The sequence below is a fragment of the Buttiauxella sp. WJP83 genome (assembly GCF_027594725.1).
GTDB lineage: Bacteria > Pseudomonadota > Gammaproteobacteria > Enterobacterales > Enterobacteriaceae > Buttiauxella > Buttiauxella selenatireducens.
On the sequence record NZ_CP110080.1, the window covers coordinates 2,654,916 to 2,669,022 of the forward strand.

Genomic DNA, 14,107 nt, shown 5'->3' on the forward strand with positions numbered 1-14,107 from the left:
CTTATTTTTCCCAGCTAAAGCGACGCGCTAACAGCATTAACCCTTGTTCGAGCAGCAGCCCAACCACCCCGATAATCACAATGGCGATAAGGATGTTTTCGACGTTGAGGTTGTTCCACTCGTTCCAGATCCAAAAGCCAATCCCCAACCCGCCCGTCAGCATTTCTGCGGCAACAATCACCAGCCAGGCGATGCCAATGGATAAACGCACGCCGGTTAATACCGCAGGCAGAACCGCCGGAAATAAGATGAGCCGCATGACCGTCCATTCGGAAAGTTTCAGCACTCGCGCCACGTTGAGGTAGTCGTCCGGGATGCGCTTCACCCCTTCGGCGGTATTGATAACCATCGGCCAGATTGAACAGATGAAGATGGTCCAGCTCGACGCAGGTTCGGCCTTCTGGAAGAGCAGTAAACCAATGGGCAACCAGGCCAGTGGGCTGACCGGGCGCAAGAGCGCGATAATCGGGTTAAACATGCGAGCGAGGAAGGTAAAGCGGCCAATCAGGAAACCCGCAGGAATGCCCACGATGGCGGCAAGACCGAACCCAATAGCCACACGCTGAAGTGAAGCCAGGATGTTCCAGCCAATGCCCTGGTCGTTTGGCCCGGCGTTATAGAACGGGTCGGAAAACAAGACGATTGCCGAATCCAGGGTGCTGAGCGGTGTCGGGAATCCTTTGCCGTTGAGCGCTGCGATTTGCCATGCCAACACCAATAAACCCATACCGAAAACGGCAGGGATCAGGCGTTGGAACAGGCTCAAACTTAGCTGGCGCCATTGTGGTTTACGGCGACGAACGACGACCGGTGGCAGCGTGATCACTTCACCCACAGGAGCGCTAAGTTCCGGCACTGACGGTTTTTGTGCAGGCGTGTTCATATCATTCCCCTTCGCGTTTAATGGCAAAACTTGCGGCATAAGCGGCAGGATCACTGCCGTTCCAGGTGCTTCCATCCATCAACGTGCTGGTGCGCATCGGGCTTGCAGGTAGTGAAACGTTACCCACGGCTGCCGCGGCTTGCTGATAGATGTCGATACGGTTAATGCGTTTGGCAACGGCGAGATAATCCGGGTTGTGGTCCAGTAACCCCCAACGACGATGCTGGGTCAGGAACCACATGCCGTCGGATAACCACGGGAAAGTCACTTCGCCATCGCAGAAAAACTGCATGGCGTGTTTGTCCTGCCAGGTTCTCCCCATCCCGTTGTCGTATTGCCCGAGCATGCGCCCGGTGAGGTATTCCGCTTTGGTGTTGAGATAAGCTCGTCCTGCGAGCACATTGGCTGTTTCGCGGCGATTATCGTCACTGGCATCAATCCAGCGCGATGCTTCAAGAATTGCGGCGACTAACGCCCGTGCAGTATTGGGGTTTTGCTCCACCCACTCGCGACGCGTGCCGAGGATTTTTTCCGGATGATCCGGCCAAATTGATTGAGACGTGGCAGCGGTAAATCCGATGCCGTTGCTGATGGCTCGCTGATTCCACGGCTCACCCACGCAGAAGCCCTGCATATTGCCGATACGCATGTTCATCACCATTTGCGGGGGTGGAACCACCACCGTGCGCACGTCGGTGAACGGGTTGATTCCCGCCTGCGCCAGCCAGTAATAGAGCCACATCGCATGCGTACCGGTTGGAAAGGTATGCGCGAAGGTAAAACTACCTGGTGCTAGGCTTGCCACTTTCTTTTTCAAGCTTTCCCCGTCGGTGACGCCCTGTTTTGCCAGCTCCATGGAAAGCGAGATCGCCTGACCGTTGTTGTTGAGTGTCATCAGGTTAGCCATCCCCTGCTGTTTACCGGCAATGCCCAACTCAAGGCCGTAGACCAGGCCGTATAAAACATGGGCCGCATCGAGCTCACCGGACACCATTTTGTCGCGCACCGCCGCCCAGCTCGCCTCTTTGCTTGGAACAATCGAAATACCGTATTTTTTATCGAAGCCTTTGACCGATGCCATGACCACCGAGGCGCAGTCGGTCAGCGGAATAAAACCCACTTTTACGGTGTTTTGCTCAGGGGCATCACTCCCTGCCGCCCAGGCAGAACCCATCATTCCGGGGAGCAAAACTGCGCTACCTAATGCGGCACCCGCCTGTAGAAAACGACGGCGCGAGAGGACCAGAGGTTTGTTGCTCATCGGCTTCATCCTGATAAAAAGGTAAAAAAAAGCGCCCAACAATGTGGGTGAGCACATTGAAGGACGCCTTTGTCCAACCTGGAAGGCACCTCCATTGGCGCCATTCAGGTAAAAATAGTCTTCATACAAACAATGCAACTCGCGTGCCAGGTTAGATAGCCCCATATCAGGGACTTTGTCAGTCAAAGTCGGTCGTGGGCGCACCACAAAAATGCATTAATTGCCCACGCTTTGTGCAGTTACTCCTTAGTGGGTAATTGCCAGATATCCGCGACCGATACCATTGCGCTGGCGACATCTACCATGCGTTTATTCTGGTTCATTGCCATTTTGCGCAGAACCTGCCAGGCCTGTTCTTCGCTGTGCCCCTGATGGCGAATCAATAACGCTTTGGCTTTATCGATGATTTTTCGCTCCTCGAGGGTGGCCTGTAGCGACGCCAACTGTTGTGCCATCATTTCGAGTTGTTGGGCTTGTTGGCGTACCAGCGGCAATAAATGGCGATCGAGATAGCGCTCGTTTTTCATCTCGTCGTTGCCAGCAACCCAATTAGCGATGTCGTCTTCATTCAACGGGGCTTGCTGTAAACCCTGCCCCAACGCCCGTTGTGCCTGAACCATCACCCTGGCAATCAGCGCATCTTCCACCTCTTTCAAAGCATCAATTCTGGCGCTTAGCAACGCAAACCAGCGTAAAGCGCGCGGCGAGCCGTCCTTCTCACCCGTCAGTCGCGTGCAGGCCATCCGTCGCAACTGTTCTGTTTCCCGACAAGGCTCGCTACAGGCCCTGAATTGCGCCCGCAACGGCTCGTCAACCAGGCTACAAAACGCATCAAAACAGTGTTGCTGACTGTCGATGCGGTCAACCAGTTGCTGGCGCAGCACGTCGGTGAATTCCCCTAACGTGAAGCCCAGCGCACCTATCGCCCGCTCTTGCCCTGCCAACTCTTTACCCTGCATAAAACTAAACAGTGCGGTCAGGCTTCGCACCACACCGGCATCATCCACCACGTTACTGACTTCCGGAACAATGCTTAGCAGATGGCGCAGCGTGATGTTGAATTGCTCCATCGCCTGCAAAGGTTGAATGTGTTGCTGCGCAATTGCCTCCCGAAGTGGCGGTAAACGCTCGAGGTAATGAAGCGCACAAGCGAGGCTCACCAGGATAGCGCTGCCGGGTAGGTCATTCGGGTCGGCAATCGCCTGTTTGAAAAGCGTTAATTCATGGTCAACCTCTTCAATGCAACGTGAACGTTCAGCCGAAAAAAGTTGGCCTGACGAACACAACCAGATGTTGGAAGCCCCTCGCTCACGCTGTAGCATATGCGCGAGCCTGGCTATCCGTCCGGTGAGTTGCCCGATGTGTAAAATGTCCTGCAACTGTTCACGCCCACGAGTGCGAGCCGCCATTAAAAAGTCACGGGCGGTAGGATTCACGGTGACGGTAGCCTTCATAAAACGCTCCTGGACGGCAAGTCGTGCTTCAGATACCTCCATATAAGCAAAAGTCGTGCCGTCAGGTGCCAGGGAGAAAAACATGCAGAAGATTGTGATTATTGCCAACGGGGCTGCTTACGGCAGCGAATCTCTGTTCAACAGCCTGCGGCTGGCGATCGCACTGTGCGACCAGCAACCACAGCCGGAAGTGAAATTGTTTCTCATGTCTGATGCGGTGACCGCCGGTTTGCGCGGCCAGAAACCCGCTGAAGGCTACAACATCCAGCAGATGCTTGAGATTTTAACGGCGCAAAATGTGCCAGTGAAATTATGCAAAACGTGTACTGACGGGCGCGGTATTTCGACATTGCCGCTGGTAGAAGGTGTTGAAATTGGCACGCTGGTGGAATTAGCCGAGTGGACGCTAAGCGCTGATAAAGTCTTAACCTTCTGATACCAGATTTTATGACGACCTGACGTTAATTTTCCGCATAAAAATTCATCAGCTGAAAGGTATCAGGCGCATCTACACTAAAGTTTAATCGTTACAGCATTTTTTGATCAAAGTCAGCATTCTTCGCGCCGGGGTCTGGTGTTATGCATAAAGTGTGATTTGTGAACACCGTCACTGAATGCGAGAAATGCGGCGGCAAAGACGCCTAACTTTGATGATATTGCGGAGTATAAAAATGCCAGTAGTGAAAGCCAGTCTGCACCTTTTCGGCGGCGATACCGTGGTGGTTCGCTGTTCAGATAATTGTCATATTCATTTGATGAGCGAGAAGCTTTCTGCGGGCAAACCGCAGGCCGATATTCTCAGCGTGGAAGATAAGCAGTCAGCGTATTTGACGGTGCCTTATAGCGGAACGTGGAAAGTGCTGATCGACAGCCATAGCCAGTCGCTTGAACATTCAATCAGTTATGTCGCCGCGTAAAAGCGCTATTCCGGCCCTCGACATGAAGGCCGGAATACTCTTTCAGGCAAATCCAGGTTGTAACCCTTCATCATCGTTTGGCTGTAGCCAGGCTCTGACTTTATTCACCAACTCATCAAGACAGTCGTCATGCATGCCGCGCTTTATGAGTTCTTGCTCCAGCGAAAACAGATACTGCGCGTTCGTGCCCAAAGGACCGCTGGCTGCGGCAATTAACGGGGCAATCACCTCAGCTCGCGTATCGGATTCGTAGAGCGGATGACGCGGGTCCATGATAAATACCAGCGCATTGACCACCCGACCATCATCCAACTCAAGTTTGCACCAGGTGGGTAAATAACAGCCGGTGATCATTTCTCGCTTCCAGACCAGCGTCAGTTCGTCGACTAGAATCTCTTCGGGTAGGCGATACGCAAGACCGGTGGTGCGCCCGCCCTCTTTCAGTGCCAGCATGCGTCCTGGCTGGCAAGCGGTGCCGCGACCTGCCGTCAAACGCAAACAAAATGCACGATGCCAGCCAACGAGCGTTCCTGCAGCTGAATCTTCATATTCGAATGCCGGGTTCCACATCAGGGAACCGTAGCCAAAAATCCATACGGGACTGCTATCGGGACGACAGGCGAGCGTTGCGGCAAGTGAAGCCGAGCGCTGCTCAGGGGTCCACAACAACGATTCCTCAATGGAACCAAAAGCTGTCTTACAATCCGCTTTCATTAAGAAATCACGCGTTAACACGATACACCTCCGCCACTGCAAACTTCCGTGTGATTACGTCAGATGCGCCTTCCAGGCTTTATATTGACTGCTCAATAACCTCAATAATTCGAGTTGCCATTCGAAGTAAGACGGTTATTTATAGAGCAGCATAACTGTGAACATATGCAATTAACGGGACGCTGGCAAGTTTGATGACAGTCACAAAAAAACAAAAATGTCATATTAACTTGCCATACTGAGGAGTCTTGCGCCGTTTGAATATCAATATCAATGCATTATGTAAGGTTAATTTTTTTGGTGCCAAACTTCCGTTTTTTATCCAAAATTGAAGATATGCTGGCCTCACTGGTGAGGGGAAAATCTTCTAATATTTATTTACTTAAAATGCATCCTCATGTTTCGCATTGCTTAATATCAGTAAACATGTCTTTTTAATCATCAGAAATACTATTGTTATTGAAGCGGTAAAACTGAGTAAATTTCCGCAGAAAACGTAGATTTTTTGCTATTTTAACGGGGTTTTATTGCCCGACTATAATAACTAAATGACTTAGTAGCTCTGGATATGGAGAAGTACATTGACCAAAACGCAACATGAGGCGGTGAAAACCCGTCATAAGGAGAGTTCCCTTATTTTCCCGCTGTTAGCGCTGGCGGTATTGGCGATTTGGGGAGGGAGCCAGTCAATGCCTGCGGTTGTTGGGATAAATATTCTGGCCCTGGTGGGCATTTTAAGTAGCGCTTTTAGCGTCGTGCGTCACGCTGACGTACTCGCGCATCGTTTAGGTGAACCCTACGGTTCCCTGATCCTGAGTCTTTCCGTCGTTATTCTTGAAGTCAGCCTGATTTCCGCATTGATGGCAACCGGTGATGCCGCACCGACCCTGATGCGTGATACGCTCTATTCCATCATCATGATTGTGACGGGCGGTCTGGTCGGCTTCTCATTACTGTTGGGTGGCCGAAAGTTTGCCACGCAATATATGAATCTGTTTGGCATCAAACAGTATTTAATCGCCCTGTTTCCGTTGGCTGTCATCGTGTTGGTGTTACCCACTGCGCTACCGGCGGGCAACTTTAGCACCGGCCAGGCGTTAATGGCGGCCGCGATTTCCGCAGCGATGTATGGCGTGTTCCTGTTGATTCAGACGAAAACACACCAGAGCCTGTTTGTTTATGAGCACGAAGATGAGTCCGATGACGACGATCCGCATCATGGTAAGCCATCGGCCCATAGCAACACCTGGCATGCCGTCTGGTTAATCGTGCATCTGGTTGCGGTCATCGCAGTCACTAAAATGAATGCTGGCCCACTGGAGTCACTGCTCACCACACTGAATGCACCTGAGCAATTTACCGGCTTCCTGGTGGCGTTATTGATTCTCTCGCCTGAAGGTCTTGGCGCATTGAAAGCGGTATTGAGTAATCAGGTTCAACGTGCCATGAATCTGTTCTTCGGTTCGGTATTGGCAACCATTTCATTGACGGTCCCAGCGGTTACGCTTATCGCGATGATGACAGGCAACGACCTGACCTTTGGCTTAGGGATGCCGGAGTTAGTGGTGATGTTGACCTCACTAGTGTTGTGCCAGATTTCGTTTTCAACCGGGCGTACCAATGTGCTCAACGGCACTGCGCACCTGGCGCTGTTTGCCGCTTATTTGATGACGATTTTTGCCTGACGAATCTATGAGACAAAAAAAGCCCTTATCTCACGATAAGGGCTTTTTTGTTTTTATCTGCTGATTACTTGCTGGTATCAAGCGGCTCGAAGTTCTTGACCAGGTCATCAATCGCTTTGATTTGCTTGAGGAACGGTTCAAGTTTCGCCAGCGGCAGTGCTGATGGGCCATCACAACGTGCGTTGTCTGGGTCCGGGTGCGCTTCGATAAACAGACCCGCCAGGCCAGTCGCCATACCTGCACGCGCCAGTTCTGTTACCTGCGCACGACGACCGCCAGATGCAGCACCAAACGGGTCACGGCATTGCAGAGCATGCGTCACATCGAAGATAACCGGTGAGCCGTTAGAGACTTGTTTCATTACGCTAAAGCCCAGCATGTCGACAACCAGGTTGTCATAACCGAAGTTTGCGCCACGGTCACACAGGATAATCTGGTCGTTGCCACCTTCGTGGAACTTATCAACGATGTTACCCATTTGGCCTGGGCTTACGAACTGTGGTTTTTTGACGTTGATAACCGCGCCGGTTTTCGCCATCGCTTCTACCAGGTCAGTCTGGCGTGCAAGGAATGCAGGCAGCTGGATAACGTCAACCACATCGGCAACAGGTTGTGCCTGGCTTGCTTCATGAACATCAGTGATGATTTTCACGCCGAAGGTTTGCTTCAGTTCCTGGAAAATCTTCATCCCTTCTTCGAGGCCTGGACCACGATAGGAGTTGATGGATGAGCGGTTGGCTTTATCGAAAGACGCTTTGAATACGTACGGGATGCCCAGTTTCTGAGTCACAGTGACGTAATGCTCACAAATACGCATCGCCAGGTCGCGTGATTCCAGCACGTTCATGCCACCAAACAGAACAAACGGTAGGTCGTTTGCGACGTTGATATCACCAATACTAACCACTTTTTGTTTCATATTTTCGCCTTGTCAGAGGTAATACGAATTACCTGTTATTCTTTCAATAATCAGTTTTAGTGCAGCGTGATCTGCTTTTGCGAAATCGAATTGATTTGCGCTTTGATCATTTCGCTAATCGGGTCTTCCGGGCACTGCTCAACAAAATAGCTGAGGTCAGTAAGTGCCACATGTTCACAATCGAGTTGTGCATAAATCAAACCGCGATCGCGTATTTCATACGGATCTTCAGGGTTGAACTGGAGCAATGCTTCACTGGTACGCAGTGCCAGCTCCATTTGACGTTCTTCCATCAGCGCAGATTTCAGGGTGTCGAGTAGTTTACGTACCACTTCCGCGTTATCTGCTTCATCTAAATCTTCATCGAAAAGTTCAGCTGTTGGCCCGACATTACCTTTCAACCACACTTCCAGTGTGTGCTCGTTGAGCGTATCGCCGTTAAACGGGTTGATAAGCCACATTTCGCCGTCCATCCAGTCGCCGCGTAAAATCAGCTGGGTCGGGAAAATAACCGGGTTTAATGGAATATCAAGACGTTCGGCAATCCACAAAAGAATCGCCCCCAACGACACCGCACTCCCCTGACGTTTGTTCAGCACACTATCGAGCCACAACGCATCGGATAAGCGGTAAACGCCACTGGCATCTTTGAAACCCCAGTTGCCGTAAAACAGTTCGACTAATTTTTCGAGTTGCACATCCTGGTGAAGACCTTCGCAGATCTCTTCACGCGCCAGGCTCGCCAGGCTTTCCAGTTGTGCACGGACTTCTTCTGCCGGGAAATCATCACGGATCAACTGCGAGACTAAAATCATGCCCTCGCACAACGGCGCCTGATTGAATTCGAAATCGGCTAACGACCTCATGACTTACCCCAATAATGGTATTTTTGTGGTGGCGAGTTTAATGATGATGTAAAGCACCACCAGGGCCAGCAGAAAGGCAAACAACCGAATCTGCTGACTGCGCGGGCGTTTGCCCAGCACGATAAACCCTAAAACGATATAGATAATAACGCCAAATAGCTTCTCAGTCAGCCATGCACCTTGCGGTGTGAAGGGATAGAAATGCGTAATCATCACCAGCGCAGCACCACTGACCAGCAATACCGTGTCATTCACATGCGGCACAATGCGCACCCAGCGCTTGTTCGACATGGCTGAATCGCGGTACTGCCACCAGTAGCGTAAAACGAACAAACTGATGGAAATGAAGACCGTCAGAATATGCAAATGCTTGAGCGCGAAGTAAGTTGCCATTTTGCTCGATTCCTTCTCTCTAATAAAAGCGTCCTACTGTCAGACGGTCATTGCCACCGTAATCCTGACAGCTTTGTATCTCGGTATACCCAGCATCGGTAAACAACTCGCGAACCTGAGATGCCTGCTGCCAACCGTGCTCAAGCAGCAACCAACCGCCAGATTCAAGGAAGTGCCGCGATGTTTCCACCAGTATGCGTAAATCGGCCAGGCCGTGGTTTCCGGCCACTAGCGCACTGCGGGGTTCAAAGCGAACATCACCTTGCGAAAGGTGCGGATCTTCCTCATCGATATACGGTGGATTGCTGACTATCACCGCAAAACGTTGTGTATTGAGCACACCAAACCAGTTGCTTTGCAAGACCTCAACATTGGTTATTCCGAGGCGCCTCGCATTATCGCGAGCAAGCTCAACGGCATCAGGATGCAGATCAAGTGCGGTAATGTCACAATCCGGACGTTCACTGGCGATAGCCAGGGCAATGGCCCCGGTGCCAGTACCTAAATCCAGCACAGAACACGGAGTGGCAGGCATTCTTGCGAGGGCTTGTTCGACAAGACATTCGGTATCAGGACGTGGGATAAGCGTCACCGGTGACACGCGCAGTGGTAGCGACCAAAACTCACGCTCACCGACCAGATGCGCAATCGGCTCGCCCTGCACCCTTCGCGCCAGTAAAACCGCTAACTGCTGCTGTTGCTCAGTAGTCAGGACGGTTTCCCCGAAGGCCAGAATGAAGGTTCGCGCTTTTCCAGTGACAAAACCCAGCAGGATTTCCGCGTCGCGACGCGGACTTTCACTTTCCTGTAGCTGGCTGATTGCCTGCTGTAACCAATGTTTGAAATCCATTAATCCTGCTCAGACAGCGCCGCTAATTGGTCTGCCTGGAACTCCTGCACGATAGGCTCGATCAGCGCGTCGAGTTTCCCTTCCATCACTTCATCCAGACGATACAACGTCACGTTGATGCGATGGTCGGTCACGCGCCCTTGCGGGAAGTTATAAGTACGGTTGCGATCTGAACGGTCTCCGCTACCGAGCAGGTTGCGGCGCGTTGAAGCCTCTTCCTGCTGGCGTTTTGCCATTTCAGCAGCGCGAATACGCGAGCCTAACACTGAAAGCGCTTTGGCTTTGTTTTTATGCTGGGAACGTTCGTCCTGACACTCCACCACGATACCTGTCGGCAAGTGGGTAATACGGATCGCAGAGTCGGTGGTGTTGACGTGCTGACCGCCTGCGCCTGAAGAACGGAAGGTATCAATACGCAGATCGCCTGGGTTGATATCTGGCAATTCTGCTTCAGGAATTTCTGGCATGACCGCAACCGTACAAGCGGAGGTATGAATACGGCCCTGGGATTCAGTCGCCGGAACACGCTGCACGCGATGACCACCGGATTCAAACTTCAGACGCCCGTAAACACCTTCACCACTGATTTTGGCGATCACTTCTTTAAAGCCGCCGTGTTCGCCATCGTTGGCGCTCAAGATTTCCACTTTCCAGCGGCGAGATTCCGCGTAACGGCTATACATGCGGAACAGATCACCGGCAAAAATAGCCGCTTCATCGCCGCCAGTACCGGCACGAACTTCAACAAAAGCGTTACGTTCATCGTCAGGATCTTTTGGCAGCAACAGAACTTGAAGTTGTTGTTCTAATTCTTCGCTGTCACTTTTCGCCTGATTTAATTCTTCTTGCGCCATTTCGCGCATTTCCGGGTCGTCGAGCATGCTTTGTGCGGTTTCAATATCTTCCTGCACTTGACGCCATTTCAGGAAGCAGCTGGAAACGTCACTTAACTGGGCATATTCACGTGACAACGCACGGAAACGATCCTGGTCGGCAATTGTGGCAGCATCCCCAAGCAGAGCCTGAACTTCTTCATGGCGCTCTTGCAGAGCTTCTAGTTTGGCAACGATAGAAGACTTCATGGGCGGTGTTTTACCTTGTAATAAGAGTTTATTTGCTAATCCAGCCCGAGGCTGTTACGCAGAATCTGCAGGCGTTCGTCATCCCCGTCACGGGCAGCCTGCTGAAGAGATTTGGTTGGAGCGTGGATCAGGCGATTGGTTAATTTCCATGCCAGATCCTGAAGAACAGTTTCGGCATTCGCACCTTGCTGAAGCGCGGCGATGGCCTTAGCAGTCAAATCGTCACGAACTTGCTCAGCCTGGCTGCGATATTCACGGATGGTTTCTGTGGCGCTTTGCGCGCGCAGCCATGCCATAAATTCACTGCATTCCTGCGCGACGATGGTTTCGGCTTCAACAGCGGCAGCTTTGCGCTGCGCAAGGTTGCTTTGAATAATCGCCTGAAGGTCATCAACGCTATAAAGATAGGCGTTAGCCAGTTTGCCCACTTCGGGTTCAACATCGCGTGGAACAGCAATATCCACAAGCAGTAAAGGCTGATTGCGACGGGCTTTCAACGCGCGCTCTACCATACCTTTACCAATGATAGGCAGTGGGCTGGCGGTAGAACTGATAATAATGTCGGCTTCTTGCAAACGTGAATCGATGTCGCTAAGGCTGATGACTTCGGCTCCGACTTCATCAGCCAGTACCTGAGCACGTTCACGGGTGCGGTTGGCGATAATCATTTTCTGCACGTTATGTTCACGTAAGTGCCGCGCAGCAAGCTCAATCGTTTCGCCTGCACCGACCAGTAACACGGTCACGGTCGATAAAGATTCAAAGATTTGTCGCGCCAGCGTACAGGCCGCAAACGCAACCGATACGGCACTCGCGCCAATTTCAGTTTCAGTCCGGACTCGTTTCGCGACAGAGAAGGATTTCTGGAACATGCGTTCCAGTTCGCTGGAAAGCGAATGCCCTTTTTGGGAGTCGGCAAAGGCTTTTTTGACCTGGCCTAAAATTTGCGGCTCGCCGAGTACTAGCGAATCAAGACCACTTGCGACACGCATTAAATGCGTGACTGCATCGTTGTCATGATGCCAGTACAGGCTTTTACGCACTTCCTCTTCGTTGAGGTTGTGGTAATTACACAGCCAGCGTACGAGTTTTTCGTGCAGATTTTCCTGTTCTTCAACGCTCAGATACAACTCAGTACGATTGCACGTAGACAGCACAACGCCGCCCTGCACCATCGGCTGTTCAAGCAGGCTGTTCAACGCCAGGTCGAGCGTGTCCGGCGAAAACGTAACACGTTCTCGCAGCGAGACTGGAGCTGTTTTGTGGTTGATGCCAAGTGCTAATAGGGTCATTGAGCGGTCTGAGTAATACCGATGTTGATAAGGATTAACTCGGCGCATCATACAGGATGCGCGCAGTCAATAAAAGAGAGCCACCCCTTGCGGGGTATCAGTGCAATTAATGATTTAAGACAACTTGACCGTAGACGGCCTGACCGACCACCGCTAGCATAAACAGTTAACAACTAAAATGATTGAGAAGGATCTGCTGCCGCTATGTTTATGCCGAAAGCCCGTCTACTGTGCCTTGCGCCACTGGCAAGCCTTGTTTTGACTGCTTGTGTAACCCCACAATCTAGCGGTCCAGGCAAAAGTCCTGACTCTCCACAGTGGTTGCAACACCAGCAACAAGTGCAAAAAATCACCCAATATCAGACGCGTGGTGCTTTTGCCTATCTTTCTGATAGCCAGAAAGTTTATGCACGTTATAACTGGCAACAAACTTCGCCAGACCGTTATCGTTTATTGCTGACTAACCCATTAGGCAGCACCGAACTCGAGCTCAATGCGCAGCCAGGCGTCGTTCAGTTGACTGACCGTAATGGTAAAAAATACGTTGCCGATAATGCTGAAGAGATGATTGGGCGTCTGACCGGAATGCCTATTCCGATCAATAGCCTGCGCCAATGGATTCTCGGCCTGCCAGGCGATGCCACTGACTATAAAATTGATGCCCAGTATCGTCTGAGCGAAGTCAATTACACGCAAGACGGTAAAACCTGGAAAGTGGTTTACAGTGATTATGACGACAGTGTGAAACCTGCTCTGCCGTCAAACATGGAACTGCGCGAAGGTTCGCAACGTATAAAGCTCAAAATGGATAGCTGGACGGTTAAGTAATGAAAAATCGTTGGCCGTCACCGGCAAAATTGAACTTATTTTTGTACATCACGGGCCGTCGAGAAGATGGATACCATAATTTACAAACTTTATTTCAGTTCCTCGATTATGGCGACACCATCATCATTGAGCCCAAAAACGATGGCCAAATTCGTTTATCCACCCCTGTTGAAGGGGTGCCGAACGAAGAAAATTTAATTGTCCGTGCCGCCCGATTATTGCAAGACACCGCCTTACAGATGGGGACTTTACCCCAGGGGGCGGGAGCCGAGATAAGCGTTGAAAAACGCTTGCCCATGGGGGGCGGTTTAGGCGGAGGTTCTTCAAACGCAGCCACGGTGTTAGTGGCGCTAAACCACGTGTGGAACACCGGCCTGACTGAAGATCAGCTTGCTGCACTGGGTGTTACCTTGGGTGCCGATGTGCCGGTATTCGTACGGGGATTTGCCGCTTTTGCCGAGGGTGTTGGCGAGAAGCTTACCCCAGTCTCACCACCAGAAAAGTGGTACCTGGTTGCGCATCCTGGTGTCAGCATTCCGACGCCGGTTATTTTTAAAGATCCGGAGCTTCCACGAAATACCCCGATTAGATCAATTGACACGTTATTAAACTGTGAATTTGGTAATGATTGTGAGGTTATCGCAAGAAAACGTTTTCGTAAGGTTGATGACCTGCTTTCCTGGCTGTTAGAATATGCGCCGTCGCGCCTGACCGGCACCGGCGCTTGTGTGTTTGCTGAATTTGACACCGAGAACGCTGCCCGCCAGGTGCTTGAGCAAGCCCCGGAATGGCTGCATGGGTTTGTTGCGCGAGGCGTTAATGTCTCCCCGCTGCATCAGGCCATATCCGGGCAAGCTGAGTATTGGTGACAACGTCACCTTGTTTCAGACGTTGCATCAAGCTCTTTATACACCGCCTGGATGGCGCTACCCCGCCCGCATAAGCTGCGGTAGTACCATCCGC

The 14,107-nt window shown here is 51.5% G+C and carries 15 protein-coding genes; 5 read left to right on the forward strand and 10 right to left on the reverse strand.

The annotated features are described in order from the left end of the window. Position 1: 1 nt before the first annotated feature. From ntrB to OH773_RS12265, 3 genes are all read right to left on the reverse strand, one after another. The gene (ntrB, locus tag OH773_RS12255) at positions 2-883 is read right to left on the reverse strand and encodes a nitrate ABC transporter permease (protein ID WP_270139025.1); all 882 of its coding nucleotides are present in this window, start codon (positions 881-883) and stop codon (positions 2-4) included. Between the two features lies 1 nt (position 884). Next, complete coding sequence (locus OH773_RS12260) at positions 885-2,144, reverse strand: CmpA/NrtA family ABC transporter substrate-binding protein (RefSeq protein ID WP_270139027.1); 1,260 nt, start codon at positions 2,142-2,144, stop codon at positions 885-887. Between the two features lie 239 nt (positions 2,145-2,383). Beyond that, positions 2,384-3,598 (reverse strand): nitrate regulatory protein, encoded by a 1,215-nt coding sequence (locus OH773_RS12265; RefSeq protein ID WP_270139029.1) that lies wholly within the window; start codon positions 3,596-3,598, stop codon positions 2,384-2,386. Between the two features lie 82 nt (positions 3,599-3,680). Between OH773_RS12265 and OH773_RS12270 the strand changes: the two genes are divergently transcribed. Beyond that, positions 3,681-4,034 carry a DsrE/DsrF/TusD sulfur relay family protein gene (locus OH773_RS12270; protein ID WP_270139031.1) on the forward strand — a complete coding sequence of 118 codons (354 nt, stop codon included), beginning with the start codon at positions 3,681-3,683 and terminating at the stop codon, positions 4,032-4,034. 235 nt (positions 4,035-4,269) lie between these two features. Next, entirely contained in the window at positions 4,270-4,515 is a 246-nt protein-coding gene (locus OH773_RS12275; protein WP_270139033.1) for a DUF1883 domain-containing protein, read from the forward strand. Between the two features lie 42 nt (positions 4,516-4,557). Here the strand turns inward: OH773_RS12275 and OH773_RS12280 are convergent, their stop codons facing one another. Beyond that, the gene (locus tag OH773_RS12280) at positions 4,558-5,250 is read right to left on the reverse strand and encodes a gamma-glutamylcyclotransferase (RefSeq protein ID WP_270139035.1); all 693 of its coding nucleotides are present in this window, start codon (positions 5,248-5,250) and stop codon (positions 4,558-4,560) included. Positions 5,251-5,810: 560 nt separating this feature from the next. Between OH773_RS12280 and chaA the strand changes: the two genes are divergently transcribed. Next, the gene (gene chaA, locus OH773_RS12285) at positions 5,811-6,914 is read left to right on the forward strand and encodes a sodium-potassium/proton antiporter ChaA (RefSeq protein WP_270139037.1); all 1,104 of its coding nucleotides are present in this window, start codon (positions 5,811-5,813) and stop codon (positions 6,912-6,914) included. A 64-nt stretch (positions 6,915-6,978) separates the two neighbouring features. Here chaA and kdsA read toward each other — a convergent pair whose 3' ends face one another. The 6 genes from kdsA to hemA are packed head-to-tail and all read right to left on the reverse strand — an operon-like array spanning position 6,979 to position 12,316. Then, the gene (gene kdsA / locus OH773_RS12290) at positions 6,979-7,833 is read right to left on the reverse strand and encodes a 3-deoxy-8-phosphooctulonate synthase (RefSeq protein WP_270139039.1); all 855 of its coding nucleotides are present in this window, start codon (positions 7,831-7,833) and stop codon (positions 6,979-6,981) included. Positions 7,834-7,889: 56 nt separating this feature from the next. Next, the gene (sirB1, locus tag OH773_RS12295) at positions 7,890-8,699 is read right to left on the reverse strand and encodes an invasion regulator SirB1 (protein WP_270139041.1); all 810 of its coding nucleotides are present in this window, start codon (positions 8,697-8,699) and stop codon (positions 7,890-7,892) included. 3 nt (positions 8,700-8,702) lie between these two features. Further along, positions 8,703-9,092: an invasion regulator SirB2 gene (gene sirB2 / locus OH773_RS12300; protein WP_183271687.1), complete on the reverse strand. Its 390-nt coding sequence runs from the start codon at positions 9,090-9,092 to the stop codon at positions 8,703-8,705. A gap of 19 nt (positions 9,093-9,111) precedes the next feature. Further along, on the reverse strand, positions 9,112-9,942 hold the full coding sequence (prmC, locus tag OH773_RS12305) for a peptide chain release factor N(5)-glutamine methyltransferase (protein WP_270139044.1): 831 nt from the start codon (positions 9,940-9,942) through the stop codon (positions 9,112-9,114). After that, positions 9,942-11,024 carry a peptide chain release factor 1 gene (gene prfA, locus OH773_RS12310; RefSeq protein ID WP_183271689.1) on the reverse strand — a complete coding sequence of 361 codons (1,083 nt, stop codon included), beginning with the start codon at positions 11,022-11,024 and terminating at the stop codon, positions 9,942-9,944. The genes prmC and prfA overlap by 1 nt, the downstream gene beginning before the upstream one ends. 35 nt (positions 11,025-11,059) lie before the next feature. Then, a complete protein-coding gene (gene hemA / locus OH773_RS12315) occupies positions 11,060-12,316 on the reverse strand; it encodes a glutamyl-tRNA reductase (RefSeq protein WP_270139046.1) in 1,257 nt (418 codons plus the stop codon). A gap of 204 nt (positions 12,317-12,520) precedes the next feature. On the opposite strand from hemA, the gene lolB reads away from it, so the two are divergent. Together lolB and ispE are read left to right on the forward strand one after the other, a co-directional pair. Continuing rightward, the gene (lolB, locus tag OH773_RS12320) at positions 12,521-13,144 is read left to right on the forward strand and encodes a lipoprotein insertase outer membrane protein LolB (protein WP_270139048.1); all 624 of its coding nucleotides are present in this window, start codon (positions 12,521-12,523) and stop codon (positions 13,142-13,144) included. Then, positions 13,144-14,013 carry a 4-(cytidine 5'-diphospho)-2-C-methyl-D-erythritol kinase gene (gene ispE / locus OH773_RS12325; RefSeq protein WP_270139050.1) on the forward strand — a complete coding sequence of 290 codons (870 nt, stop codon included), beginning with the start codon at positions 13,144-13,146 and terminating at the stop codon, positions 14,011-14,013. The genes lolB and ispE overlap by 1 nt, the downstream gene beginning before the upstream one ends. Positions 14,014-14,107 lie beyond the last annotated feature (94 nt).